The organism is Novosphingobium sp. (assembly GCF_025351285.1).
Classification (GTDB): Bacteria; Pseudomonadota; Alphaproteobacteria; order Sphingomonadales; family Sphingomonadaceae; genus Novosphingobium.
The window spans coordinates 33,714-56,086 of the sequence record NZ_JANXWG010000020.1; the positions used below are offsets into that span (position 1 = coordinate 33,714).

22 protein-coding genes are annotated in these 22,373 nt (G+C 64.9%); 13 read left to right on the forward strand and 9 right to left on the reverse strand.

Translation table 11 applies throughout. The features are described from left to right. Positions 1-5 precede the first annotated feature (5 nt). The 4 genes from Q0R16_RS02585 to Q0R16_RS02600 form a co-directional block, all read right to left on the reverse strand. Positions 6-485, reverse strand: a complete 480-nt coding sequence (locus Q0R16_RS02585) for a hypothetical protein (RefSeq protein ID WP_295631503.1) — start codon at positions 483-485, stop codon at positions 6-8. A gap of 177 nt (positions 486-662) precedes the next feature. Then, entirely contained in the window at positions 663-1,202 is a 540-nt protein-coding gene (gene moaB / locus Q0R16_RS02590) for a molybdenum cofactor biosynthesis protein B (RefSeq protein ID WP_295631505.1), read from the reverse strand. Then, a complete protein-coding gene (locus Q0R16_RS02595; RefSeq protein WP_295631542.1) occupies positions 1,199-2,977 on the reverse strand; it encodes a transglycosylase SLT domain-containing protein in 1,779 nt (592 codons plus the stop codon). Before Q0R16_RS02595 ends, moaB begins: the two co-directional genes overlap by 4 nt. A 14-nt stretch (positions 2,978-2,991) precedes the next feature. Further along, positions 2,992-3,822 carry a hypothetical protein gene (locus tag Q0R16_RS02600; RefSeq protein WP_295631507.1) on the reverse strand — a complete coding sequence of 277 codons (831 nt, stop codon included), beginning with the start codon at positions 3,820-3,822 and terminating at the stop codon, positions 2,992-2,994. 150 nt (positions 3,823-3,972) lie between these two features. Here Q0R16_RS02600 and Q0R16_RS02605 point away from each other — a divergent pair, with 150 nt between their 5' ends. From Q0R16_RS02605 to Q0R16_RS02635, 7 genes are all read left to right on the forward strand, one after another. After that, complete coding sequence (locus Q0R16_RS02605; protein ID WP_295631509.1) at positions 3,973-5,622, forward strand: electron transfer flavoprotein-ubiquinone oxidoreductase; 1,650 nt, start codon at positions 3,973-3,975, stop codon at positions 5,620-5,622. 9 nt (positions 5,623-5,631) lie between these two features. After that, the gene (locus Q0R16_RS02610; RefSeq protein WP_295631511.1) at positions 5,632-6,444 is read left to right on the forward strand and encodes a 4-(cytidine 5'-diphospho)-2-C-methyl-D-erythritol kinase; all 813 of its coding nucleotides are present in this window, start codon (positions 5,632-5,634) and stop codon (positions 6,442-6,444) included. Beyond that, the gene (locus Q0R16_RS02615; RefSeq protein ID WP_295631513.1) at positions 6,441-7,166 is read left to right on the forward strand and encodes an N-formylglutamate amidohydrolase; all 726 of its coding nucleotides are present in this window, start codon (positions 6,441-6,443) and stop codon (positions 7,164-7,166) included. The genes Q0R16_RS02610 and Q0R16_RS02615 overlap by 4 nt, the downstream gene beginning before the upstream one ends. Before the next feature lie 72 nt (positions 7,167-7,238). Beyond that, positions 7,239-9,095, forward strand: a complete 1,857-nt coding sequence (ilvD, locus tag Q0R16_RS02620) for a dihydroxy-acid dehydratase (RefSeq protein ID WP_295631514.1) — start codon at positions 7,239-7,241, stop codon at positions 9,093-9,095. A gap of 5 nt (positions 9,096-9,100) precedes the next feature. Next, entirely contained in the window at positions 9,101-9,454 is a 354-nt protein-coding gene (locus Q0R16_RS02625; RefSeq protein WP_295631515.1) for a hypothetical protein, read from the forward strand. Further along, entirely contained in the window at positions 9,438-10,904 is a 1,467-nt protein-coding gene (locus Q0R16_RS02630) for an NAD(P)H-hydrate dehydratase (RefSeq protein WP_295631516.1), read from the forward strand. The genes Q0R16_RS02625 and Q0R16_RS02630 overlap by 17 nt, the downstream gene beginning before the upstream one ends. A 13-nt stretch (positions 10,905-10,917) precedes the next feature. Continuing rightward, positions 10,918-12,132 (forward strand): class I SAM-dependent RNA methyltransferase, encoded by a 1,215-nt coding sequence (locus Q0R16_RS02635; protein ID WP_295631544.1) that lies wholly within the window; start codon positions 10,918-10,920, stop codon positions 12,130-12,132. Here Q0R16_RS02635 and Q0R16_RS02640 read toward each other — a convergent pair. The 3 genes from Q0R16_RS02640 to Q0R16_RS02650 are packed head-to-tail and all read right to left on the reverse strand — an operon-like array spanning position 12,129 to position 14,110. Next, entirely contained in the window at positions 12,129-12,572 is a 444-nt protein-coding gene (locus Q0R16_RS02640; protein ID WP_295631517.1) for an MAPEG family protein, read from the reverse strand. The genes Q0R16_RS02635 and Q0R16_RS02640 overlap by 4 nt on opposite strands. A 30-nt stretch (positions 12,573-12,602) precedes the next feature. After that, positions 12,603-13,049: an MAPEG family protein gene (locus tag Q0R16_RS02645; protein WP_295631519.1), complete on the reverse strand. Its 447-nt coding sequence runs from the start codon at positions 13,047-13,049 to the stop codon at positions 12,603-12,605. Positions 13,050-13,102: 53 nt separating this feature from the next. Then, positions 13,103-14,110 carry a pyridoxal-phosphate dependent enzyme gene (locus tag Q0R16_RS02650; RefSeq protein WP_295631521.1) on the reverse strand — a complete coding sequence of 336 codons (1,008 nt, stop codon included), beginning with the start codon at positions 14,108-14,110 and terminating at the stop codon, positions 13,103-13,105. A gap of 49 nt (positions 14,111-14,159) precedes the next feature. On the opposite strand from Q0R16_RS02650, the gene Q0R16_RS02655 reads away from it, so the two are divergent. From Q0R16_RS02655 to Q0R16_RS02680, 6 genes are all read left to right on the forward strand, one after another. After that, positions 14,160-15,365, forward strand: coding sequence for a saccharopine dehydrogenase family protein (locus tag Q0R16_RS02655; protein WP_295631523.1), 1,206 nt, complete (start codon positions 14,160-14,162; stop codon positions 15,363-15,365). 97 nt (positions 15,366-15,462) lie between these two features. Then, positions 15,463-15,735, forward strand: a complete 273-nt coding sequence (locus Q0R16_RS02660) for a DMT family protein (RefSeq protein ID WP_366857049.1) — start codon at positions 15,463-15,465, stop codon at positions 15,733-15,735. 10 nt (positions 15,736-15,745) lie between these two features. Further along, positions 15,746-16,924 (forward strand): carboxynorspermidine decarboxylase, encoded by a 1,179-nt coding sequence (locus Q0R16_RS02665; RefSeq protein WP_295631525.1) that lies wholly within the window; start codon positions 15,746-15,748, stop codon positions 16,922-16,924. A 53-nt stretch (positions 16,925-16,977) separates the two neighbouring features. Then, a complete protein-coding gene (locus Q0R16_RS02670) occupies positions 16,978-18,222 on the forward strand; it encodes a serine hydrolase (protein WP_295631527.1) in 1,245 nt (414 codons plus the stop codon). A 211-nt stretch (positions 18,223-18,433) separates the two neighbouring features. Then, positions 18,434-19,654 (forward strand): type III PLP-dependent enzyme, encoded by a 1,221-nt coding sequence (locus tag Q0R16_RS02675; protein ID WP_295631529.1) that lies wholly within the window; start codon positions 18,434-18,436, stop codon positions 19,652-19,654. Between the two features lie 46 nt (positions 19,655-19,700). Beyond that, entirely contained in the window at positions 19,701-20,270 is a 570-nt protein-coding gene (locus tag Q0R16_RS02680) for a 2OG-Fe(II) oxygenase (protein ID WP_295631531.1), read from the forward strand. A 20-nt stretch (positions 20,271-20,290) separates the two neighbouring features. Here the strand turns inward: Q0R16_RS02680 and hemA are convergent, their stop codons facing one another. After that, positions 20,291-21,511 (reverse strand): 5-aminolevulinate synthase, encoded by a 1,221-nt coding sequence (gene hemA, locus Q0R16_RS02685; protein ID WP_295631533.1) that lies wholly within the window; start codon positions 21,509-21,511, stop codon positions 20,291-20,293. A gap of 186 nt (positions 21,512-21,697) precedes the next feature. Next, positions 21,698-22,373, reverse strand: a 676-nt coding sequence (locus Q0R16_RS02690; protein WP_295631535.1) for an aspartate/glutamate racemase family protein, incomplete at its 5' end; no start/stop codon positions are given.

Here is a 22,373-nt window from a genome sequence, read left to right on the forward strand (position 1 = left end):
AAACCCTAATGAAGACTGCCCAATGCCAGCAGCAGCAGCGGGTCCAGCAGCAGATGCGTTGTCGCGTGGCCGGCCAACCCGGCCAGCCAGCCGTGCCGCCAGTAAAGCCAGCCCCACACGGCGCCCACCGCCCAATAGCGCAATGCGCCGTACAGCGGGGCGGCCAGCACCATCGGCCAGACCAGGCAAAGCTGCGATACCAGGATGATCGCGATGAATTGGCCGTTCGAAACCCGCCCGCGCCGCAGGGCGACCGCCATTGTCAGCCCGGTCATGAGCAGCAGCCGGAACTTGAATTCTTCGATCGCGGCCATCACGCACAGCACGGGGGTCCGCGGGAGGAGGGGGCTGGTGTAGAATGCCGCATAGCCGGGGGGCAGGCTGTGCCGAAAGATGAGGGCATCGAGTACGAGGACGAACAGCGTGACGCCAAGGATGCATGCCCCGATTGTCCGAACGGCTGCAGCGCAGTTCGTCGGAAGCAAGTGCAACCCGTTGCGACGGGGGTCGATTCGCCGGAGGAGCGCCCTTGCGGCGATGGCTGGTCGGGGGTTTGCGATATCGGCCGGCATCATGCTCCCACCCGTTGGGAACTGGTTCCGGCTGGGTGTTCAGCACTAGCGAGCGATGGTAAAAATCGGCTTAAGGCAGCGGCCCGGCACTCAAACTTCGCGCAATCTCGGCATCAATTCGACGAAGTTGCAGGGGCGATTGCGGCTGTCGAGCTGTTCGGCAAGGATCAGGTCCCAGCCGTCCTTCACCGCGCCGTTCGAGCCTGGCAGCGCGAAGATATAAGTGCCGCGCGCCACGATCGCGCAAGCGCGCGACTGGATCGTGGAGGTGCCGATGGTCTGGTAACTGACCCAGCGAAACAGTTCGCCGAAGCCGGGAATATGCTTGCCGCCGCCCGAATCGACCACCTTGTCAAGCGCCTCGGGTGTCACATCGCGCCCGGTGAGGCCGGTGCCGCCGGTGATGATCACCGCGTCGATCTCGCGATCGTCGATCCAGTTGTTCAGCCGGCTGGCGATCCGAGCCACGTCGTCCTTTTCGATCGAGCGCATGGCGAGTTTGTGCCCGGCGGCCTTGACGCGCTCCGCCAGCAAGTCGCCCGAAGTATCGTCATGCGACTGTCGCGTATCCGACACGGTGAGCAAGGCAATCGAAACCGGCTTGAACGTCCGTTCGGGGTCGATCGTCATTTGGCCAGCCCGTTATAGGCGACGCGCACCGAACCGGCACCCGACAGCCCAGGGAAGCGCGGCCACATGCCTTGCGCCAGACCCAACCGGCTTTCGGACGGCCCGCCCGCCTGCTTTTCATACATCCAGTAGTTGCGCAGCACCGTCGCCACGTAGCCGCGCGTTTCCCAGTAGGGGATCGATTCCATCCACAGCAGCGGATCGCCGTTGTCGCGGATCTGCGTGTTCCAACGATCGACCGGCTGCGGGCCGGCGTTGTAAGCGGCGATCACCTTGGGCAGCAGCCCGCCGGTGGCGTTCGACTGGCTGAGCGTGCGCAGGTGCGCCTGGCCGAACGCGAGGTTGACGGTGGGGCGGTTGAGATCGGTGGCATTGCCGCTCACGCCCAGTTCGCCGGCATGGTCGCGCGCAGCGGCGGGCATGATCTGCATCAGCCCGCGCGCACCGGCCGGGCTGACCACGGTCGGCCGGAACACCGATTCCTGCAAGGTGTGCGCGAAGACCAGTGCCGGATCGACTTGCCAGCCGTTGGCCGGGGTCCACTTGGGTGCCGGAAACCTTGCGGATTCATCGGCGCGGGCGCCGACAGGCGCATTGTAGGCCATCCACAATTGCGTGCCGGGCAGGCCGATCTCTCGCGCGAGCCGCGACAGCGGGGCGTAGTGCGAAGGATCGCCGATCCGCGCCTGATAACGCAGCACTTCGTCGGCCAGGCTGTCTTCGCCGATTTCGGCGAGCGCCACGGCGGCGCGGACGTTGGGCAGGTTGCGCAGATTCAGCCAGTCGTCCGAGTTGAAATCGGCGGAAACCTGCGCTTGCGGCGCGCGCAGCCCGAGCGATTCGGCGGCGATCATGCCGTACAGCGAATCGCGTTGCCTTGCGGCATTGCGCAAGGCGGCCGCAACCTTCTGTGGTTCGCGTGCGCGCAAATGGGCACGGCTGGCCCAGTACCAGGCGGCCGAGGTCAGTTCGGTGTTTTCGGCGACGGCAGCGGCTTTTTCGAACGATTCGGCGGCAACCTGGTTGTCGCCCGAACGCCATGCGGCCAGGCCCGCGGTCCACAGCCCTTCGGCCACCCACGCGCCAGACCCTTCGGTGGCCGACAATGCGACCTTGCGCGCATCGGCATCGCGACCCTCGATGAAGTACGACCAGCCCACCTTTTGCCGCCATTCGGCGCGCGCGGCGGGCGAGAGCGTGGCATCGACCCCGTCGAGCAGCAACTTGGCGCTGTCGGGATCGTCGTACTTGATCTTTTCGTTGATGGCCGCAGCGATGCTGTCGGGCATCGTGCCATCCGAAGCACTGCGCGGGCGCGAGCGGGCGGGCAGGCGAGGCAGGCTGGAGAATTCCTGCGTGCCGGGCAGCAAGGGCAGCGCGGTGACCCCGCGCTTGACCGCGAGCCGGCCGAGCTGATCCGCCCACGGCAACTCGGGCGCCTGGCCGAGCAACGTGGCCAGCGCGGCACCATCGGCCTTGGGCGATCCGGCAGCGGCGTAGAACTGCGCCTTGGCTACCGCGTGGAGCGGGCCTTCGGGCTTGGTCGCGAGCAAATCCTGGACCTGCTTCCAGTCGCTGCGATCGATCGCCTTGAATACCTGGCCGTAAAAGGTGCGCTCGTCCAGCGTGAGCAGCTTTGGCACCGCGGTCCGGTCGGCGCGCTTGGTGAAGTAGTCCATGGCCGCGCTGTTGGCGAACGAGGGGGTGGGCGCAAGCGCTCCGGCCACGGCCAGCGCCGCGCCAGTGAGGCCAACAGAACGCCCAGCTATGCGCATCATGCGCGCCATTGTCATTGCAGCCCCGCTTCCGTCCATTCGAGCCAGTTCATCCAGATTCGTCGCTTGAGCGACGGCTGCGCCAGCAAAGTTGCCAGCGCAAAGTCCAGAACCAATGGCACGCTGGCCCTCTCTTGGTTAACCGTTGGTAAAATCGCAGCGTTATTCGCTGGATCGTGCGTGATCAGCGATGAAATGTCGGTTTTGCCCAAAACCAGCAGCCTTTGCGGCATTGCGAGCGCAACATGATGCATGACCACTGCGCCAAGACCGGCATCGCGGAGCGCATGCCAATCAGGCATGGCCATGGCTGCGGGCAGTGCGCTGGCCAGATATATTTCGGTGCGGGCCAAGCCCATCGCGCTGAGGATCGCATCGAGCAATTTGCCCTCGCGGCCAGCCAGCAGCACTTGTGAATCGCCCGGTTCGGGCATCGGCACCAGGACCATCAGCGGCGCGCCCGCAGGCCCGGCGGACGGCACGCGCGCAGCGGCGGGGGCAGGGCTGAGGCTGGCTTCGGTGAGCCACCAGCTTGCGAAGTCTTCAAGGCGTTGCGGCCAGTGAGCGGGATTGCCACCGATCGGCGCAATGGCTTCGCTTGTGGCCATCCGTTCGCGTGCATCGGTTGGACGCCGGGTGGACTCGGGCTGTGTGGTCGGAATGGGGGCCGTGGCTTGTGCCGGAGCAGCCTTGCTTTCGCCCGCAGCGGCCAGCCAGTCGGCCGGTTCATCATGGAAAGTGCTGTCGACGCCGGCATCGGCCCACCAGCCCAGCGCGGCTTCGAGCGATGCGCGAGACCAGCCTTGCCGATCCCCAACCGCAGCACTGGCCTGCCCGAACGCCAAATTCGCCCACCGATCCCGTTATGCCTGACCCCACAGCGGTCTTGACCTTCCCCGCCCCCTCTATCAAGGCCGCAAGTGATCAATTGCGCGATTAACCCGCCCGGACGATGCCCTCACGCGGCAGTCCGGGCCGGCGAAGGAGTTTGAGGGATGAGCGAACGCGAATCGATGCCGTACGATGTGGTCATCGTCGGCGGTGGCCCGGCGGGACTGGCAGCGGCGATCCGGTTGAAACAGCTCGATTCCGAGATTTCGGTCTGCGTGCTCGAAAAGGGCTCGGAAATCGGCGCGCACATTCTGTCGGGCGCGGTGGTCGATCCCAAGGCGTTCGACGAATTGCTGCCCACCTGGCGCGATGACGGTTGCCCGATGGCCGAAACGCCGGTGACCGACAACTGGCACTGGGTGCTGACCAAGAAGGGCCACGTTGCGATCCCGCACTGGCCGATGCCTCCATTCATGTCGAACCACGGCAATTATACCGGCAGCCTGGGCAACTTGTGCCGCTGGCTGGGCGAGAAGGCCGGCGACATGGGGGTCGAGATATTCCCCGGCTTCCCCGCATCCGAAGTGCTGTTCGATGAAGCCGGCGCAGTGATGGGCGTCGCCACCCAGGACATGGGCGTGGCCAAGGACGGCAGCCACAAGGGCGATTACCAGCCCGGCATGGAACTTCACGCAAAATACACTTTGTTTGCAGAGGGCGCGCGCGGACACCTGACAAAGCGTCTGAAGTCGCACTTCGACCTGGAGCGTGATTGCCAGCCGCAAGTCTACGGCATCGGCATCAAGGAATTGTGGGACATAGATCCCGAAAAGCACGTGCCCGGCCGCGTGCTGCACACGCAAGGCTGGCCGCTGACCGAAAGCAATGCCTGGGGCGGCGGGTTCCTGTACCACCAGTCGAACAACCAGGTTGCGCTCGGTTTCGTGACCGCGCTCGATTACGCCAACCCGTATGTTTATCCGTACGAGGAATTTCAGCGCTGGAAGCAGCACCCTTCGATCCGTGCATTGCTGGAAGGCGGGCGGCGCGTGTCTTACGGCGCGCGCGCGATCAACGAAGGCGGCTGGCAGTCGGTGCCCAAGCTGGCCTTCCCCGGCGGCGCGCTGATCGGGTGCTCGGCGGGCTTCGTCAACGTGCCCCGCATCAAGGGCAGCCATACCGCGATGAAAAGCGGGATGCTGGCGGCCGAAGCGATCGTGGCCGCGGTCAAGGCGGGTCGCGAGAAGGACGAACTGGGCGAATACGATACCGCCGTGCGCGATAGCTGGATCGCTACCGAACTCAAGAAAGTCCAGAATGCGGAACCACTTGTGGCCAAGTGGGGCGGAAGCTGGGGCACGCTGTTCGCGGGCGCCGACATGTGGCTGCGCACGCTGTTCGGGTTCGGGCTGGCCAAGCCGATGAAGCACCACACCGACGCTTCGGGCACGCAGCGCGCCGATCTGTTCAAGCCGATCGTTTATCCCAAGCCCGACGGCGTGGTCAGTTTCGATCGTCTGTCGTCGGTTGCGCTGTCTTTCACCAACCATGAGGAGGACCAGCCGTGCCACCTCGTGCTCAAGGACCCGACTGTGCCGACGCGGATCAACCTGCCGCTTTATGGGGGACCCGAGGCGCGCTTTTGCCCGGCCGGAGTGTACGAATTCCTCGGGATCGAGGACGGCAAGCCGCGCTTGCAGATCAACGCGCAGAACTGCGTCCACTGCAAGACCTGCGACATCAAGGACACCACCCAGAACATCGAATGGGTGACGCCCGAGGGTGGCGGTGGGCCGAATTATCCCAATATGTGAGTGGGTTGATTGACGATCCTCGAACCAGCCTACGCCAAGATCAACCTTGCGCTGCATGTTCGGCGGCGGCGCGAGGATGGATATCACGAATTGGAGACGCTGTTTGCGTTTGTCGATTTCGGCGATCGGTTAACGGCCACACCATCGACGCGCGATGAATTGCACGTCACCGGCGAGTTTTGTGGTGCACTTGAAGACCCATTCGGAAATATCGTCGCTAAGGCGTTGAATTCATTGCCGCATGGCCGTGGATGGAACGTCATGCTTGAGAAGCGGCTCCCGGTAGCAGCGGGGCTGGGCGGGGGCTCGGCCGATGCGGGCGCGGTGTTCCGGATGGTCGAACGCAACTTTGGTTTACCCGACAACTGGCGGGAAAAGGCTGCAAAACTCGGCGCCGATGTGCCGGCTTGCGTCGCCAGCGTGGCCTGTATCGGCACCGGCACCGGTACTGACCTGGCGCCGCTCGACAACAACCTGGCCGGACTGTGGGCGCTGCTCGTCAACCCGCGCCTGCCGCTGGCGACCGGGCCGGTGTTCAAGGCCTGGGACGGGACTGACCGTGGCCCGTTGCCGGCGGGTGCTGCGCGCGCGATCGCGCAAGCAGGCCGCAACGACCTTGCAAGCCCTGCGCAATTGCTTTGCCCGGCGATCGGCGACATCCTCGCCGCGCTGGCGACAACCCGCCCGTGGTTGGCGCGCATGTCGGGCTCGGGCGCGACCTGTTTCGGGTTGTACGAAAGCGAGGCCGAAACCATGGCCGCACAAGCCCAACTCGCTGCCGCACATCCCGATTGGTGGTACGCGACCGGAGCTTTGCGGTGAGCGACCAGCCTGCCTGCCACGTGGTCGGAACCCCAACGCCGGGTGGCATCCTGATTATCGGCGATCACGCCTCGAACCGCGTTCCGCCCGGCACTGACCTGGGCATCGATCCGGCGCTGATGGATCAGCACATGGCGCTCGACATCGGCGTGGCCGAGGTGGCCGAACGCATGGTCGCCGCCGATCCGTATTTCGCCGCGCTATTGGGCAACGTCAGCCGGTTGGTCTGCGATTTCAATCGGGAGGAAGACGCGCCCGGACTGGTGCCGATCGAAAGCGATGGCTACGCAATTCCGGGCAACAGGCTCGACGCGGCGGGTGTTGCCCAGCGGCTGGATCGCTTCCACCGGCCCTATCATGCGGCAATCGAGGCGAATCTCGCCGCCAATCCGCCAGCACTGATCCTTTCGCTCCACAGCTTCACGCCAGCATTGTCGAGCCGCGCAGAACCGCGCCCGTGGCATGTCGGCGTGCTCTACAACCAGGACGATCGCGGCGCCCGCTTGGCGATTCCGCTGCTCGAAGCCGAAGGCCTCAACGTCGGCGACCAACTCCCCTATTCGGGCGCGCTGCTCAACGCGACGATGAACCGTCACGCCGAAGTCTGCGGCCGGCTCTATCTCGGTGTGGAAGTTCGGCAGGACCAGATCGGCGATGCGGCAGGCCAAGCGGTGTGGGCCGATCGGCTGATGCGGGTGTGCCGTCAAATCGTCTCAAATTAAACCTTCGACGGCCGGGCGCCGCTGGACTAGGGCGCGAGCGGTTGCCATAATCGCTTCAAAGGTCGTTTCCTCATGCCCGCATACCGTTCCCGCACCACCACCCATGGCCGCAACATGGCGGGCGCGCGCGGATTGTGGCGCGCGACGGGGATGAAGGACAGCGATTTCGGCAAGCCGATCATCGCGGTGGTCAATTCGTTCACGCAGTTCGTGCCGGGCCATGTCCACTTGAAGGACCTGGGCCAGATGGTCGCGCGCGAGATCGAGGCGGCGGGCGGGGTTGCCAAGGAATTCAACACGATCGCGGTCGATGACGGGATCGCGATGGGGCACGATGGCATGCTCTATTCGCTGCCCAGCCGCGACCTGATCGCCGACAGCGTCGAATACATGGTCAACGCGCATTGCGCCGATGCGATGGTGTGCATTTCCAACTGTGACAAGATCACGCCGGGCATGCTGATGGCGGCGCTGCGGATCAACATCCCGGCGGTGTTCGTTTCGGGCGGGCCGATGGAGGCGGGCAAAGTCGTGCTGAAGGGCAAGACCGTGGCATTGGACCTGGTCGACGCGATGGTCGCGGCCGCCGACGACAAATATACCGACGAGGAAGTGCTGACGATCGAGCGTTCGGCCTGCCCGACGTGCGGATCGTGCTCGGGCATGTTCACCGCCAATTCGATGAACTGCCTGACCGAGGCGCTGGGGCTGTCGCTGCCGGGCAACGGCTCGATGCTGGCGACGCACGCCGATCGGCAGAAGCTGTTCCTCGAAGCCGGGCGCGTCGCGGTCGATCTGTGCAAGCGATATTACGAGCAGGACGACGAGAGCGCCTTGCCGCGCAATATCGCCGGCTTCGAAGCGTTCGAGAATGCGATGAGCCTCGATATCGCGATGGGCGGATCGACCAACACCGTGCTCCACCTGCTCGCCGCCGCGCACGAGGGCGAGGTGGCTTTCACCATGGCCGATATCGACCGTTTGTCACGCCGCGTGCCGGTGCTGTCGAAAGTCGCGCCGGCCAAGTCTGACGTGCACATGGAAGACGTCCACCGCGCGGGCGGGATCATGGCGATCCTGGGCGAACTCGATCGCGCCGGGCTGCTTCACACGCACTTGCCGACAGTGCACAGCAAGACGATGGCCGATGCGCTGGCGCAGTGGGATATTTCACAGACCAATTCTGCTTCGGTGCAGGATTTCTACCGCGCCGCGCCGGGTGGGGTGCCGACGCAGACTGCGTTCAGCCAGAACGAGCGCTGGGACGAATTGGACCTCGATCGCGCGAACGGCGTGATCCGTTCAGCCGACAACGCGTTCTCGCAGGACGGCGGGATCGCGGTGCTGTCGGGCAATATCGCCGTCGATGGCTGCATCGTGAAGACCGCGGGCGTCGATGAAGCGATCCACGTTTTCGCGGGGCCGGCCAAAGTGTTCGAAAGCCAGGACGCGGCGGTGACGGGCATCCTGACCGGGCAGGTCGTGGCGGGCGACGTGGTGGTGATCCGCTACGAAGGGCCGCGCGGCGGACCGGGGATGCAGGAAATGCTGTACCCGACCAGCTATATCAAGTCGAAAGGGCTGGGCGCGGCTTGCGCGCTGGTCACCGACGGGCGCTTTTCGGGCGGCACTTCGGGGCTGTCGATCGGGCACGTCTCGCCCGAAGCGGCTGAGGGCGGCGCGATCGGCCTGGTTCAAAACGGCGACCGGATCGAGATCGATATCCCCGCACGCACGATCAAGCTGGCGATTTCGGATGAGGAACTGGCGGCCCGCCGCGCGGCGATGGACGCGAAGGGCGATCTGGCCTGGCAGCCCGAAAAGGCCCGCCCGCGCAAGGTTTCGGTGGCGTTGCAGGCTTATGCGGCGATGACGACAAGCGCCGCGCGCGGTGCTGTGCGCGATGTTTCGCAGTTGAAGCGCGGCTGAGCGACATGCGTGTTCGCGTACTATTGACGGTGGCCATGCTGGCGGTTTCCGGCTGCTCCAGGCACGACGATACTGCCGCCGGTGCGCGGCCGATCGATTGCGTGCTGGCCGGCGTGGCGAGCCAGTGCAAGGTCGAAACCGTGGTCGAGGGGGATCGCAAGCTGCTGGTCGTGCGGCATCCCGATGGCGGGTTCCGGCGGTTCGAGGCGGTTGTTGACGGGCGCGGCGTGGTGCCGGCCGATGGCGCGCAAGGCGCCGGCGGCAATTGGACCGAAGACGGCCGCTATGCCGTAAGCGTGGGGCAGGACCGCTACGTGTTCCCGGCGCGGGAGTTGCCGTCCAATGGCCAAACTCAGTAACGGGGGGGCGGTTGACCCCGATCGCCTGAACCAGGTGCTCTCGGTTGCGCAGATGCGCAAGGCCGAGCAGGCATTGATCGATGCGGGAACGTTTTCCGAAGGAAGCACTGGGGTCGATGCGCTGATGCAGACGGCGGGTCGCGGCGCGGGCGAATGGGTGCGGCGGATGGCGGCGGGTCGGCCGGTGACTGTGCTGTGCGGGCCTGGCAACAACGGCGGCGATGGCTATGTGATCGCGCAGGCTTTGTTGGAACACGGCAACCCGGTGCAGCTTGTTCCCGCGCGCGAACCTGCCACCGAGGCTGCGCGCAATGCCCGCGCGCTTTATGGTGGGGCCGTGCTGGCGGCCGACGCAAGGCCGCACGGAGACGTGCTGGTCGATTGCCTGTTCGGCAGCGGCCTGGCGCGCGCATTGCCCGAAGACCTGGCCGCTCAGCTTCGGGCGCTCGCGGCCAGCCATTTGCACCGCATCGCGATCGATGTGCCGAGCGGGATCGAAAGCGACAGCGGCGCCGCGCTCAACCCGGACCTGCCCGCGTGGGACCTGACGGTGGCGTTGGGTGCGTGGAAGTTCGCGCATCTGGCGCAGCCGGCTTCGGCGGCGATGGGGATGCTCAAGCTGGTCGATATCGGCGTGGCCGCGGTGCCCGGCGCGGCGCATGTGCTGGCGCGGCCGCGGATCGAAGCTCCGCCGGTGAATGCGCACAAGTACACGCGCGGGTTGGTGACCGTGATCGGCGGGGCAATGCCGGGCGCGCCCCTGCTGTCAGCCGAAGCGGCGATGCGGGCCGGTGCAGGCTATGTCAAATTGGTGGCGCCGCAGCGCGTTGATGGCATGCCGCCCGATCTGGTGTTCGTCGCCGCGCCCGATGCGGGGGCAATGATGCGCGAGCTTGCCGATCGAAGGACGAGCGCGGTGCTGATCGGGCCGGGTCAAGGCCGGGATGAGCGCGCGCGGACGCGGCTTTCGGGGGTTCTTTCCTCGCGGATACCGGCGGTGATCGATGCCGATGCCTTGATGCTGCTGTCCCCCGGGCTGCTGCCACGCCCGGTGGGCGGGCTGATTCTCACCCCCCACGACGGCGAGATGACCGCGCTCGAAAACCGCTTCGGGCTCCCTGCCGATCGGACAAGGCCCGAGCGCGCCTTGGCGATGGCGCAATTGGTCCAGGCGGTGGTGGTGTTCAAAGGCCCGCAAAGCATCATCGCCTCGCCCAGCGGCGTGGTCCGGATCGCCCCGCGCGCGCCAAGCTGGCTTTCGGTTGCAGGCAGCGGCGATGTGCTGGCAGGGATCATGGCGGCGCGTTTGGCGGTCACTTGCAATACGGTGCTTGCCGCCAAGGAAGCGTTGTGGCTTCATGGCGAAGCTGCCAGACTGGCGGGGCCATCGTTTACGGCGAGCCAGTTGATCGACGCGGTGCGCGAAGCGATGGTGAGCGCGCTTGTCTGACGCCGTGCCCGGGATGATCGGCGCCTCGCCCGTGGTGCGCATTGCCGCCAAGGGCGATGGCGTGACCGAAGACGGGCGCCACGTTGCGCTGGCCGCGCCGGGTGACATGGTTGCAGCCGATGGCACGGTAACGCCGGGGGTGCACCATGCGGCGCCGGCATGCCGTCATTACCCGCAGTGTGGCGGGTGCCAATTGCAGCATCTCGACGAGGCGGCGCTGGCCGATTTCGTGGCCGACCGCGTGATCGGCGCGGTGTTGGGGCAGCATCTGGAATTGCCTCAGATCGTTGCGCCGCCCCACCTTTCACCGCCCGCCAGCCGCCGCCGCGCAACGTTACATGCGCAGGCGATCGGCAAGCGCGTGGTGCTGGGTTTCCGCGAGCAGGGTACGCACCATATCGTGGATTTGCGCGAGTGCGCGGTGACGGCTCCGGCGCTGGTGGCGCTGGTCAAGCCGCTGCGCGAGTTGCTGACGCGGTTCGCCACGCGCGGCATGGCGGTCGACGTCGAAATGACGCTGGCCGATCAGGGCGTGTCGGTCGGGATCAAGGGGCTTGCGGTCGAAGGACTTGCAGCGATCGAGAGCCTGGGTGATTTCGCGCGGGCGCACGGCCTGGCGCGGCTGACGATGGATGCGGGCTACGGCCCTGAAACGCAGTGGGAGCCCGAGCCGGTTACCATGACAGTAGGTGGAGTGCCGGTGGCGCTGCCTGCGGGCGCGTTCCTGCAGGCCACGCCCGATGGCGAGGCGGCGTTGACCAGTGCGGCGTGCGAGTGGCTCGATGGCGCTGCCATGGTCGCCGACCTGTTTTCGGGGCTGGGGACGTTTGCCTTCGCGCTCGTGAAGGCTGGGCCGGCGGGGCGGAAGGTGCTGGCGGTCGAGGCCGATCGTGCGGCGCATCTGGCCGGGCAGGGGGTGGCGCGGATGAACGGGTTGCAAGTCCATTCGCTCCACCGCGATCTGTTCCGCAATCCGCTGCGGCCCGAGGAACTGAACCGCTTCGACGCTGTCGTGCTCGATCCGCCGCGCGCCGGCGCGCGTGAGCAGGTCGCGCTGATCGCGGACAGCACCGTGGCGCGCGTGGTCTATGTCAGTTGCAACCCGTCAAGCTGGGCGCGCGATGCGGCGCGGCTGGTCGAGGGTGGCTACAGGCTGGCGGAACTGCGTGCCGTGGGGCAGTTCCGCTGGTCGACCCACGTCGAACTGGCAAGCCTGTTCGTGCGCTAGAAGACCGCGATAACCGCGTGAACGACCAGCGCGATCAGTGCGAGGCTTGACAGCGCGAACAGGCTGAAGCGCACGATAATCCGGTTGACCGAGGCCTGCACGATCGAGTGCATCACTCGCAAGCCGACGTATCCCCAGGCGATCTGCGCGTTGAGGCCATCGCCGTGGCCGGTGATCGCCAGAACCAGCGCAACCGTATAGAAAACGGTGGGTGCTTCATGCAAGTGGTTGTAATTGTGCGCGATCCACTGGACGTTTGCGGGCAGCACATCATCCAGGCTCTTCCCGGTGCCGCCGACCAGTTTGGCGCTGTCGATCCCGGCCTTGTTCATCGCCGGGATGCGCGTGGCGTACATCCACAGCCACATCACCATCGTCCAGGCCGCCAGCGCGACCACGGGTTTGAGGATCGCCATGCCGACGATTGCGGTTGCTGCCATTTGGTAATTCCCCCCGAAGTTGTTGTTTTGTCAGTTTATCGATGGATCGTGCAGCAGTGTGGCCATGACCGCGCGTACCGCCAGCACGATCAGGCAGATCGTCGACAGAAAGAACATCGAAAAGCGCACCGGAATGCGGTTCACCGTCGATTGGTACACCGAGTGGACGATCCGCACGACCACATAGCCCCAGGCCAGCGCCACGTCGATCGCACCCGCGCCCATCACTGCCAGGATCACCACCGTCGGGTAGAAGATCGTCGGCTGTTCCATCAGGTGCGTGTAGTTGTGTGATTTCCATGTTGCCTTGTCGGGCAGCACGCCATCGAGATCCTGCCCGCGCCCGCCGGGCTTGGCTTCCTTCAGGTCGATCCCCGATTTCGCCATGGCGCCGAAGCGTGCCTGTCCGGTCCAGAACAGCATCACCAGCGACCACAGCACCAGCACTGCCGCCGGTGCCAACATCTGCGCCTGCATTCCCTTGTCTCCCCCGAAACGTCGCACAAGACTGCGGCGGCGCTATTCGATTGTCAAATGCAACCGGCCTCGGCCAGCACCGCCGCGAAGGTTTGCGGATCGGTGTTGCCTCCCGACAGGATCACCGCGGTGCGCCCGTCAGTCGGCACTTTGCCCGCCAGTACCGCCGCCAGCGCCGCCGCGCCGCCGGGTTCGACCACCAGCCGCAATTTCGAAAACGCGTAGCGTTGCGCTGCGCGCACTTCGGCATCGCTGACCCACGTTCCGCGCACGCCGCGCGGGTGCAGGACCGCGAAGTTGATCGGATAGGTGGCGGTGGCCATCAGCGCATCGCACGCGGTTTTGGGCGCGTTCGGGCCGACTGGTTCGATCACGCCCGCAACCAGGCTGCGGGCAATGTCGTCCCAGCCTTCGGGCTCGACTGGCACGACTTCGGCTTGGGGACAGGCGAGCACCAGCCCGGCCGAGAGCCCGCCTCCGCCGCAGGGCGTGACGATGCGGGTCGGCGCGCCGCCGGCGCGGGCTTCCATCTGCGCCGCGAGTTCGATGCCGGCGCTGCCCTGGCCCTCGATCACCCACGGATCGCCGTACGCGTGGACCAGCACCGCGCCTTTTTCCGCGCAGAGCTTCGCGGCAATTTCATCGCGCGATTCGGTCATGCGTTCGTAGAACACCACCTCGGCTCCCAACGCGCGGGTCGAGGTGATCTTCACCGCCGGCGCGTCTCGCGGCATGACGATGGTGGCGGCAATCCCCAGCTGCTTGGCCGCCCAGGCCACGCCTTGCGCATGGTTCCCGCTCGACACCGCGACCACGCCGCGCGCGGCTTCCTCGGGGGTCAGGTCGCTCAGCCGGTGCCAGGCGCCGCGAATCTTGAACGCGCCGACCGGCTGGAGCACTTCGGCCTTGCACCACACCACTGCCCCTGAAGGCAATTCGAGTGGCAGCAGCGGCGTCTGTGGTAGCAGTTCGGCCATCTTGGCGGCAGCGCGCAGCACGCCTTCGCGGGTGGGTGTGCGGTCGGTGGAACCAGCAGCGGCGAGAGTCGGTTGTCCTGTCATGGAAGCGGGCTATATGCCGCGCGCTACGGTTGGCAAAGGAGATGCGCGCATGAGCAAGGTTCTGGTGATCGGCGCGGGCGGCGTCGGGTCGGTTGCGGTCCACAAGATGGCGATGAATGCGGGTATCTTCAGCGAAGTCGCGCTGGCCAGCCGGACCAAAGCCAAGTGCGATGCGATTGCCGAGAGCGTCAAGGCACGCACCGGCGTGACGATCGAGACTTACCAGATCGACGCCGATGACGTGGCCGCCACCACCGCGCTGATCGAGGCGGTCCAGCCCGCGCTCGTCGTCAACCTGGCGCTGCCGTACCAGGACTTGCACATCATGGACGCCTGCCTCGCCGCGGGCGTCAACTACATGGACACGGCCAATTACGAGCCGATCGACGAGGCCAAGTTCGAATATTCGTGGCAGTGGGCTTATCAGGAGCGGTTCAAGGCGGCCGGGCTGATGGCGCTGCTCGGTTCGGGTTTCGATCCGGGCGTGACCAGCGTGTTCGCGACCTGGATCAGGAAGCACAAGCTCGACACGATCCGCACGCTAGATATCCTCGATTGCAACGGCGGCGATCACGGCCAGCACTTCGCCACCAACTTCAACCCTGAAATCAACATCCGCGAAGTGACCGCGCCCGCACGGCATTTCGAGAACGGCAAGTGGATCGAAAGCCCCGCACTGTCGAAGAAGCAGAGCTTCGCGTTCGAGGCGGTCGGCCCGAAGAACATGTATCTCATGTACCACGAGGAGCTGGAAAGCCTGCACCAGCACTTGCCAGAAATCGAGCGCATCCGCTTCTGGATGACCTTCGGCGATGCCTATATCACGCACCTGACCGTGCTACAGAACGTGGGTATGACGCGGATCGATCCGGTGATGTACGAAGGCCATGAGATTGTCCCGCTTCAGTTCCTGAAGGCGGTGCTGCCAGAACCATCGTCGCTGGGTTCGACCACCAAGGGCAAGACCAACATCGGCGACATCGCCACCGGCTTCAAGGACGGCGAGGAGCGCACGTTCTACGTCTACAACATCTGCGACCACGAGGATGCTTACGCCGAAACCGGCAATCAGGCTGTCAGCTACACCACCGGCGTGCCCGCGATGATCGGCGCCGCGCTGGTGCTGCAGGGCAAGTGGGCCGGAGCCGGCGTGTTCAACATCGAACAGTTCGATCCCGATCCGTTCATGGACATGCTGAACCAGCACGGGCTGCCGTGGACGTGCAAGGAACTCGGGCAGCCCCTGGACTTCTGATGGGCCATTTCTGATGGGTTGGGGTTGGGGTTCGATCCTGCCAATCGCGATGCTGTTTGGTTCGAACCTTGTGATGAATGTCGCGTGGTACTGACATCTGCGCACACCGGGCAAGGCGGTGTGGTTGATGATCCTGATGAGCTGGGGGCTGGCGTTCTTCGAATATTGCCTGGCGGTGCCGGCCAACCGGATCGGCGCCAAGACTTATTCGCTGGCGCAGTTGAAGACGATCCAGGAAGTGGTCACGCTGGTCACTTTCATGATCGTGGCGTGGGTACTGTTCGGGGTGAAGCCGGGGCTGAGCCAGGTGCTGGGATTTGCGCTGATCGTTGCGGGTGCGGCGCTGGTGTTCAAGTCGCCGATCGGATGAGGAAGCACTGATGGAAACGAGAGCTGGCGATCCGGGGGCGTTTGCGCACTTCGATTTGGCGCGCGTCGATAGTCCTGCGTTTGTGGTCGATTTAGCAAGGCTGCGCGCCAATCTGGCAGTGCTGGCGGATATTCGCGACCGCGCCGGGATCAAGGTCTTGGCCGCGCTCAAGGCGTTCTCGATGTGGAAGGTCGCGCCGGTTGTGGGCCAATACCTCGACGGCGTTTGCACGTCGGGCCTGTGGGAAGCGAAGCTGGCGGCCGAGCATTACAAGGGCGAGATCGCGACGTATTGTGCGGCTTACAAAGCGGCGGATATGCCCGAGATCCTGCGGCTGTCGGATCACGTGATCTTCAATTCGCCCGGTCAGCATGCGCGGTTCGCGGGCGAGATTGCGGCGGCGCGCGCGGCGGGTGAGGCGTTCGACATCGGCTTGCGGATCAATCCGCTCCACGCCGAGGGTGAGGTGCCGCGCTACGATCCGTGCGCTCCGCATTCGCGGCTGGGCTTTCCGGTCGATCAACTTGAGGACGCGCATCTGGATGGCGTGACTGGCCTCCATTTCCACACGCTGTGCGAGCAGGATTTCGGGCCGCTTGAACGCACCTGGGCGGCGCTCAAGCCACGGATCGAGCGGTTCCTGCCGCGCTTGCAGTGGCTCAACTTCGGCGGCGGGCACCACGTCACGCGCGCCGATTACCAGCGTGATGAGCTGATCGCGTTCCTGCAAAAGGTGCGCGCGGAAACCGGCTGCGAGATTTATCTCGAACCGGGCGAGGCGGTGGCGCTCGATGCGGGCATCCTGGTTGGGACAGTGCTGGATACGCACTGGAACGGTATACCGCTGGCGGTCACCGACATTTCCGCCACCTGCCACATGCCCGATGTGATCGAGGCTCCGTATCGGCCGGCGATGCTTGGCGAACGCGACGAGGGCACCGATGAGCCCGTCCGGCTCGGCGGGCCATCATGCCTCGCGGGAGATGTGATCGGCGATTACATCCTTCCCGGCGGTTTCCAGCCGGGTACGCGCTTCGCGTTCCTTGACCAGGCGCATTACTCGATGGTCAAGACCACCACCTTCAACGGCGTGCCGCTGCCCTCGATCTGGCTGTGGGACAGCGCGACCGATGCACTCGAATGCGTGAAGCGCTTTTCTTACGAGGACTTCCGCGATCGGCTTTCGTAGGGCATGATCCGTTGGCCTTTCCCTGCGGGGCGTGGCAGGGAGAGGGGACACCGATGCCCGATACGATACTCGACGCTGTGACCAGCGATCCATTGGCCATGGGCTGGATGCAGGGCTATCCGCCGCCGGCCGAAAAGCGTATTCTGGCGTCCGAGGCCGGGCATATGCGCTTCCCGATGACGCGTTGGGCGTTTTCGAACATGCGCCAGTTCTGCCCGACCGTGCGGGTTGGGGCGGATGGCGTGCACGCTGCCCCATTTGCACGGGGACTGCGTGACGATCTCGACGGCGTTATGGTCACCTCGATCGGCGGCGCGCCGATGACTTTTGCGCAAACGCTGATCGACAACTTCACCGATGGCATTCTGGTGCTGCACAAGGGCGCAGTGGTCTACGAGCGCTGGTTCGGTGTGACCGGCCCCGAAACCCGCCACATCGCCTTTTCGATGACCAAGAGCTTTGTCGGCACGCTCGCCGAGATGCTGGTCGAGCAAGGCGTGCTCGATCCGGCCGCGCCGATTGGTGGCTTGATCCCCGAACTCGCCGCCAGCGGGTTTGCCGATGCCACGCTGCGGCAGGTACTCGACATGACCACCGCGATCGATTTCAACGAGGACTACACCGATCCAAACTCGGGCATCGGCGCGTTCTCGAACGCGCTGGGACTTACCCCGCGTCCGGCGGGCTACACCGGCGCTGCCAACATGCTCGAATTTTTGCCGGCGATCGGTAAAGCGGGCAACCACGGCGATGGCTTCACTTACCGCACCGCCAACACCGAGGTGCTGGGCTGGGTGCTGGCGCGGGCGACGGGCAAGCCGGTCCACCAGTTGCTGACCGAACGGCTGTGGGCACCGCTGGGCATGGCGGGCGATGCCGATATGCTGGTCGATTCGGCGGGCACGCCGTTTTCGGGCGGCGGGCTGTGCCTGCGGCTCGAAGACCTCGCGCGGTTCGGAGAGGCGGTTCGCAACAGCGGGCGCAATGCTGTGGGTGAACAAGTGATCCCTGCTGCAGCAATCGCGCGGATTTTTGCGGGCGGAGACCCCGAACGGTTCGCCAAGTCCAGCTATCCGGCGCTTCCCGGTGCGAGCTATGGTGGCCAGTGGTGGGCAACGCACAACGCCAATGGCGCGATTTCGGCACGCGGTATCCACGGGCAGACACTGTGGATCGATCCTGCGGCAGACATGGTGATTGCCCGCTTCGCCTCGCACCCGATCGCGGCCAATTCGGCCAACGATCCGCACTCCTTGCCCACTTGGGCAGGTTTGGCCGATCACCTTGCAAAAGGCTGATAGAAAAGGGTAAATTCTGGCACTGGCAATGTAGATATCTCGCAATATTTCAGTTTCGAGACATATGCATCCCGAACCCCGATTTTCACTTGCGGTTCATAACCCAAGCCCTATATCGCCCCCTCGCAGCCCCATGGGGACTTCCAATAACCGCAAGGCTGTGTCGTTACGTTGTTGCTTTGGCCGAAAGGCCTATTGGGGGTCCCTTGAATTGCACATCCATCCCGATGCACGAGCTGTAGTCCGCGCCCTTTCGCCGGACCAACCCGTTATCCTCAACCGCCCGCATGCTGCGGCGCGCGCTGCCCGTTTCTTCATCGAGAAGTTTCCGGGGCGTTCGCTCTACGCGGTGAAAGCCAATCCTTCGCCCGATTTGCTGCGGGTGTTGTGGGATGCCGGCGTGACGCATTACGATGTGGCATCGATCGCCGAAGTGCGCCTGGTACGTGGCACGCTGCCCGCAGCCACGCTGTGCTTCATGCACCCGGTCAAGGCCGCAAGCGCGATTGCGGAGGCTTATCACATCCACGGCGTGCGTGTGTTCAGCCTCGATTGCCTTGAGGAACTCGAGAAGATCCGCGTTGCCACGCTGGCGCCTGACGGCACTGCACCGGAAGACCTGACGCTGTGCGTGCGGCTGCGCGTGTCGTCCGAGTATTCTGAACTCAGCCTTGCCTCGAAGTTCGGCTGCGACCTGACCGAAGCGGCGCCGCTGTTGCAAGCCACGCGCCAGATCGCCGATTCGCTCGGCATCTGCTTCCACGTCGGCAGCCAGTCGATGAGCCCGTTCGCCTATGTCCAGGCGCTCGAACGCGTCCGCGCAGCGATCGTCGAAGCATCGGTACTGGTCGACGTGGTCGATGTGGGCGGTGGCTTCCCGTCGGTCTACCCGGGCATGGAACCACCGCCGCTCGAGGATTACTTCGGGCTGATTGCGCGCACGTACGAATCGTTGCCGGTGTCGTACTCGTCCGAACTTTGGTGCGAGCCGGGCCGGGCCTTGTGTGCCGAATACAACTCGTTGATCGTGAAGGTCGAGCGGCGCCGCGGGCGTGATCTCTACATCAACGACGGTGCTTATGGCGCGTTGTTCGATGCGGCTCACGTTGGCTGGCGTTTCCCGGTCAAGGCGTTCGACGCCTATGGGAACGACAATCACGCCGACGCCGCTTGCGAACCGTTCAGTTTCTACGGTCCGACTTGTGACGACATGGACCACATGGACGGCCCGTTCGAACTGCCCGCCGGGATCGGTTCGGGCGATTACATCGAGATCGGTATGCTCGGCGCTTATGGCGCGGCGATGAAAACCGCGTTCAACGGCTTCGACGAAGCCGAAGTGCGCGAAGTTACCGACGAACCGATGGCCAGCCAGTACTTGGGCAACCGCCGCGATCCGCGCGTTTCGGACAATGTGGTGAGCTTGCGCTGATCGGGCGGGGGAGCAACAACCGACAATGCCGACCACGCCTGCGTCCATGACGCGCGAGATTGACGGTGAGCGCGTTCACATCATCGACGGGCTGCTCGATCCGGTCATCATCGGCATGTTCGAACGGCTCGTCGTCGACCTTCCCTATTTCCGCAGCAACTACGACAAGTCCAAGGACGAACCGGGCCGGCATCTGCGCCACGATTTCGGCAAGTCGATGATCGAGACGTTTCCGCTTTTAGGGGGTTTTCGCGACGACGTCCTGGCGCGGGTCCGGCAAATCGATGCTGGGCGCGGTGAAACGATCGAGCAGTTTTTTGCGCTCGACCAGTATTTCGGTGCAGTCCAGTATCCCCATCATGACACGCCTGGCGGCATGACGGCGCTGTATTTCGCCAATGCGGATTGGGAACCAGACTGGCAGGGCGAGCTGGTGTTCTACGACAAGTCCGGCGAGGCCTCTATGCTGGTTGCGCCCAAACCCGGCCGGCTATGCCTGTTCAACGGCGAAATCGTCCACCGGGGCGGAGTGCCTTCGCCGCTATGCCGAACGCAGCGATTCACCGTGGTCATCAAAACCGTGCCTGCGGGTCATGCCGCCGTCACCCCGGCCTAAGGTGCCAGCGGCGCGGGCGGTCAAGCCGCCTGCTTCAGTTCCAGTTCCAGCCGATCCCAGATCTCCACCAGCGCCTTGGTCAGTTCCAGCATCATCGCTTCGGTATGCGCCGGGCCGGGCGTGAAGCGCAGGCGTTCTGTGCCGCGCGGCACGGTGGGGTAGTTGATCGGCTGGACGTAAACGCCATATTCGGCGAGCAGCACGTCGGCGATCTTCTTGGCGCGCACCGGGTCGCCGACCATCAGCGGTACGATGTGCGTGGTCGAATCCATCACCGGCAACCCGGCTTCGCGGAACAGGCGCTTGAGCATGGCCGCGGCCGCCTGCTGCGCGATGCGTTCCTCGCTCGATGCCTTGAGGTGCCGCACCGAAGCGAGCACGCCCGCCACCAACACGGGTGACAGCGAGGTGGTAAAGATGAAGCCCGGCGCATAGCTGCGGATCACGTCGATGATCTTGCTGTCGGCCGCGATGTAGCCGCCCATCACGCCGAACGCCTTGCCCAGCGTGCCTTCGATGATGGTGATGCGATCGGCCGCTTCGTCACGATCCGAAATGCCGCCGCCGCGCGGGCCGTACATGCCTACCGCGTGAACTTCGTCGATATAGGTCAGCGCGTTGTACTTGTCCGCCAGGTCGCAGATCGCGTGGATCGGGGCAACGTCGCCCTCCATCGAATAGACCGATTCGAACGCGATCAGCTTGGGCAGCGCGGGATCGGTTTCGGCGAGCAGTTCTTCGAGATGTTCGAGGTCGTTGTGCCGCCACACCTTCTTTTCGGCGCCGGAATTGCGGATGCCGGCGATCATGCTGGCGTGGTTGAGTTCGTCCGAAAAAATCACGCAACCGGGCAGGATCTTGGCGAGCGTGGACAGCGTGGCGTCATTCGAGACATAGCCCGACGTGAACAGCAACGCGCCCTGCTTGCCATGAAGATCGGCCAGTTCCCATTCCAGATCGACATGATAGTGCGTGTTGCCGCCGATGTTGCGCGTGCCGCCCGAACCGGCGCCGACGTCGTTCAGCGCTTCTTCCATCGCCGCGATTACCTTGGGGTGCTGGCCCATCGCGAGGTAATCGTTCGAACACCACACGGTGATGTCCTTGGGGCCGTTGTGCCCGGCGAAACAGCGCGCGTTGGGATAGGCGCCCTTGTTGCGCAGGATGTCGATGAATACGCGGTAGCGGCCCTCGGAATGGAGCCGGTCGATCGCTGCATCGAAGATCTGATCGTAATTCACTTGGCGCCGCTCCCTAACGCACGCCAGGCGCGGCGCGCTTTCCGTGACCCTGGTCTGATTGAGACCCGTGTCAATTTCTGGGGCCTGTTCCCGTTATTCTGCCCCTCGGCGAACGCTTGGGTTTTAGCCGCGCGCAGCGAGAAACGGAAGCGCGAACGATTCGCAATAAGCCAAGGCGCAACGCCTTCAAAACACCGCGATTTCGGCCAGCTTTTCGCGGGCGAGGGCGGGGGCCAGTTCGGCCAGTTCAGGCCCCTCGCGGGTGAACAACGCGCGGTCGGGCGTCGTCCGCTGCCACGATTGGCCTTGCGTAAGAAACGCGATCCGCCGCGCGATGCCGGCCGCGCCATCGACGAAGGTTACGCCCGCGCCGAACGCTTGCGCCAGATCGTCGACGATCAGCGCAAAGTGCGTGCAGGCCAGCACCACGGTGTCGATCGGCGCGCCGTCGGCCAGCGCGCGCAAGCCTTCGGCGGCGCGGGCAAACACCGACGGATCGACTGGCAACCCGCGCAGCCGCGCCTCTGCCGCCTCGACCAGTTCGGGCGCAGCGTGGCGGAGCAGACGCTTGTCGGCGGCAAATTGGGCTTCGAGTCGATCGACATAGCCCTGCCGGATCGTCGCCCCGGTGCCGAGCAGCCCGATCACCCCGGTTCGCGTCAGCGCGGCAGCGGGTTTGATCGCGGGCACGGTGCCGACGATGGGCACCTCCAGCACATCGCGCACCATGCCCAGCGCAATCGTGCTGGCGGTGTTGCAGGCGATGCACACCAGCCGCGGTTTCAGCCGTTCGGTCATCCGCCCGAGCAGGCCCGCCACGCGGCTGGCGATCTCGACCTCGGTTTTGGTGCCATAGGGCAGC

Excerpts from the sequence above, each read along its gene's own strand:
- moaB (WP_295631505.1), bottom strand. The coding sequence starts at position 1,202 with ATGACGATCGACCCCGAACGGACGTTCAAGCCGGTTTCGATTGCCTTG.
- Q0R16_RS02595 (WP_295631542.1), bottom strand. The coding sequence starts at position 2,977 with ATGCGCATAGCTGGGCGTTCTGTTGGCCTCACTGGCGCGGCGCTGGCC.
- Q0R16_RS02605 (WP_295631509.1), top strand. The coding sequence starts at position 3,973 with ATGAGCGAACGCGAATCGATGCCGTACGATGTGGTCATCGTCGGCGGT.
- ilvD (WP_295631514.1), top strand. The coding sequence starts at position 7,239 with ATGCCCGCATACCGTTCCCGCACCACCACCCATGGCCGCAACATGGCG.
- Q0R16_RS02625 (WP_295631515.1), top strand. The coding sequence starts at position 9,101 with ATGCGTGTTCGCGTACTATTGACGGTGGCCATGCTGGCGGTTTCCGGC.
- Q0R16_RS02630 (WP_295631516.1), top strand. The coding sequence starts at position 9,438 with ATGGCCAAACTCAGTAACGGGGGGGCGGTTGACCCCGATCGCCTGAAC.
- Q0R16_RS02635 (WP_295631544.1), top strand. The coding sequence starts at position 10,918 with ATGATCGGCGCCTCGCCCGTGGTGCGCATTGCCGCCAAGGGCGATGGC.
- Q0R16_RS02640 (WP_295631517.1), bottom strand. The coding sequence starts at position 12,572 with ATGGCAGCAACCGCAATCGTCGGCATGGCGATCCTCAAACCCGTGGTC.
- Q0R16_RS02645 (WP_295631519.1), bottom strand. The coding sequence starts at position 13,049 with ATGCAGGCGCAGATGTTGGCACCGGCGGCAGTGCTGGTGCTGTGGTCG.
- Q0R16_RS02650 (WP_295631521.1), bottom strand. The coding sequence starts at position 14,110 with ATGACAGGACAACCGACTCTCGCCGCTGCTGGTTCCACCGACCGCACA.
- Q0R16_RS02655 (WP_295631523.1), top strand. The coding sequence starts at position 14,160 with ATGAGCAAGGTTCTGGTGATCGGCGCGGGCGGCGTCGGGTCGGTTGCG.
- Q0R16_RS02665 (WP_295631525.1), top strand. The coding sequence starts at position 15,746 with ATGGAAACGAGAGCTGGCGATCCGGGGGCGTTTGCGCACTTCGATTTG.
- Q0R16_RS02670 (WP_295631527.1), top strand. The coding sequence starts at position 16,978 with ATGCCCGATACGATACTCGACGCTGTGACCAGCGATCCATTGGCCATG.
- Q0R16_RS02680 (WP_295631531.1), top strand. The coding sequence starts at position 19,701 with ATGACGCGCGAGATTGACGGTGAGCGCGTTCACATCATCGACGGGCTG.